The 2,740-nt window shown below is 43.6% G+C and carries 3 protein-coding genes; all 3 read left to right on the top strand.

Annotation, left to right across the window (positions count from 1 at the left end; genetic code table 11):
• The coding region (locus Q0C19_RS01665; protein WP_295052224.1) for a 1-acyl-sn-glycerol-3-phosphate acyltransferase at window positions 1-963 on the top strand (963 nt) is incomplete at its 5' end.
• Entirely contained in the window at window positions 944-1,312 is a 369-nt protein-coding gene (locus Q0C19_RS01660) for a diacylglycerol kinase (RefSeq protein ID WP_295052222.1), read from the top strand. The genes Q0C19_RS01665 and Q0C19_RS01660, both read left to right, overlap by 20 nt.
• A 59-nt stretch (window positions 1,313-1,371) precedes the next feature.
• Entirely contained in the window at window positions 1,372-2,556 is a 1,185-nt protein-coding gene (locus Q0C19_RS01655) for a saccharopine dehydrogenase family protein (protein WP_295052220.1), read from the top strand.
• The last annotated feature ends 184 nt before the right edge of the window (window positions 2,557-2,740 follow it).

Genomic DNA, 2,740 nt, shown 5'->3' with positions numbered 1-2,740 from the left:
CGTTTGTCACGCCATTATCTTCATAAAGGGTTGATTGTTGCGGGTGCCTTGACCATAACGGTTATGCTCACTCTTTTACCGTTGACACACAGCCTCTTTTGGATCGGATTTATCTTTTTCGGATTCGGTATCGGCGGTGCTATGATGATTGTTTCCTTGAATTCTCTTATCCTCTCCCAAACGCCTCGCCCCCATCTTTCGTATGTATTATCGGGGAACAATTGGATTCAAAATATATTTATGACCCTCTTTTTAGCGTTAACAACCCTTTTTGCGTATGCGGGATGGGATGCGCTAATGCTCTTATACGCTATGCTTGCCGTCTCATCAATCCTTACTCTCGGGGTAATGATCCGATACAAAGATTATTTTTTATGGTTCTTGTTCGAGCGATTATTGGCGTTACGCTACAACATTATCCCTATACAAACCCATCATATCCCCAATGACAAAGCCGTTTTATTGATGGGAAATCATATCAGTTGGATTGATTGGATTTTAGTACAAGTCGGCATAGAACGGCGTATCCGCTATCTGATGGAGCGTTCCATTTATGAAAAACCTCTCATCCGTCCTATAATGAAATTGGGGGAAGTGATCCCAATTTCGGCCAAGGGGGCCAAAGAGGCATTTAAACACGCACGAGAGCGTTTGCAAAAAGGCGACATCATCGGCCTATTTCCAGAAGGTTCTATTAGTCATAGCGGTGAAGTAGGGAAAGTATTACACGGATATAAAAGAATCTCTTTTGATACGGAGGGGGTCATCGTCCCTTTTTATATTTGCGGAATATACGGAAGCATATTTTCCCGTGCAGCAAAGCGCCATACCCCATCTCATTCATGGTTTCGCCGTAATATTCGTGTCATCTACGGAGAAGCGATTCCCATGGATAGTGATCCGGAAACGGTGTATAATGCGATTATTCATTTGAAGGAGAGTCATGGCACTCAACAAGCCTAAATACACACTTTTTAAAAATACCCGATACGCGTTGGAGGGTCTGCTGGAAGTGACTCAAAATGAAAAATCATTCCGGCTTCAGATTGTACTGTTCGTTGTCGGAATGATCGTCGCGTGGAATCTGCCGATAGCATTTGTGTATAAAGCGATACTTGCCGTATCTCTCTTTATCCCTATGATCGCTGAGATTATCAACAGTGCCGTTGAACGTACTGTCGATTTAGTAACGTTCGATCATCATGAACTCGCTAAGCGGGCAAAAGATGCCGGTGCGGCTTTGGTATTTCTATCTCTTGGTATGTTAGCGTTTATTTGGGGCCTTACCCTTTATGGAGCATTTTATCTGTAACGTTTTTGTAAGAGAGTTTCACCTATAATTTTCACAATTTTTAAATCAGAGGATATGCCGTGGCAACAGCACTTATTATCGGCGCCGGTGGAGTAGGGCGCGTAGTGGCACATAAATGTGTCATGAACAACCACATTTTCGATCGTATCATTTTAGCAAGCCGCAGTATCTGGCGTTGTGAAGAGATTAAAAGCGAACTTCCTGAAGGGGCGCTTGAGATCACAACGGTAGATGCCGACAATACAGAAGAAGTGATTGCACTGATCAATAAATACAATCCAAACATTCTTATCAATGTTGCGCTTCCCTACCAAGACCTTAGCATCATGGATGCGTGTATTGCAACAAAAACTCCTTACCTCGATACAGCTAACTACGAACATCCCGATGAAGCGAAATTCGAATACAAGCTCCAATGGGAGCGAGACGGTGCATTCAAAGAAGCAGGGATTATGGGATTGCTCGGAAGCGGATTCGATCCGGGGGCAACCAACATGTTCTGTGCCTATGCTCAAAAACATTATTTCGACGAAATCCATACCATCGATATCCTCGATTGTAATGCCGGAGACCACGGCTATCCGTTTGCAACCAATTTTAACCCTGAAATCAATCTTCGGGAAGTAAGCGCCAAAGGGCGCTACTGGGAAAATGGCGAATGGATCGAAACCGCACCGATGGAGATCATGCAGGTATGGGATTATCCCGAAGTAGGGCCCAAAGACAGCTATTTGCTCTATCACGAAGAGATGGAATCTTTGGTCAAACATATCAAAGGGCTCAAACGAATCCGCTTTTTTATGACCTTCGGCCAAAGCTACCTTACCCACATGAAATGTTTAGAGAATGTCGGAATGCTCGGAATTGAGCCGGTAGAACATCAAGGGCAAAAAATCGTTCCGATCGAATTTTTGAAAACCTTGCTTCCTGATCCGGCATCTCTCGGTCCACGCACCAAAGGAAAAACCAACATCGGTATCGTTGCAGAAGGTCTTAAAGACGGCAAAAAACGGAAGATCTATATCTACCAGGTCAAAGATCATGAAGAGTGCTATGCCGAAGTTAAATCGCAAGGTGTATCTTACACAACAGGTGTCCCTGCGGTTATCGGTGCAAAACTGATGGTTCAGGGCATCTGGAACGGTAAAGGTGTATTCAATATGGAACAGCTTAACCCTGATCCGTTCATGGAAGAAATGAATACTCAAGGGCTTCCTTGGAAAATAATCGAGATGGAGTGCTAAAACAAGCACTCACCTTCACCAATTTGTGTAAAAAAGTAGGTAGTACCCTTTGAATCTAACACAAAATCAGCAGCTCTATTTTGATGAAATGGGAATGGCTGAAAAAGTCTCTATTTTGCTTTTGCAGCTCGGTGAAGATGTCACTGCCACTATTTTTTCGCGGATGAATGTCGAAGCGATTACC

The sequence above is a fragment of the Sulfuricurvum sp. genome (assembly GCF_023250475.1).
Lineage (GTDB): Bacteria > Campylobacterota > Campylobacteria > Campylobacterales > Sulfurimonadaceae > Sulfuricurvum.
This window is presented reverse-complemented; position numbering and strand designations above follow the sequence as displayed.

What these genes read in the sequence shown, in the direction of transcription:
- Q0C19_RS01660 (WP_295052222.1), top strand. Translation starts at nt 944, where the DNA reads ATGGCACTCAACAAGCCTAAATACACACTTTTTAAAAATACCCGATAC.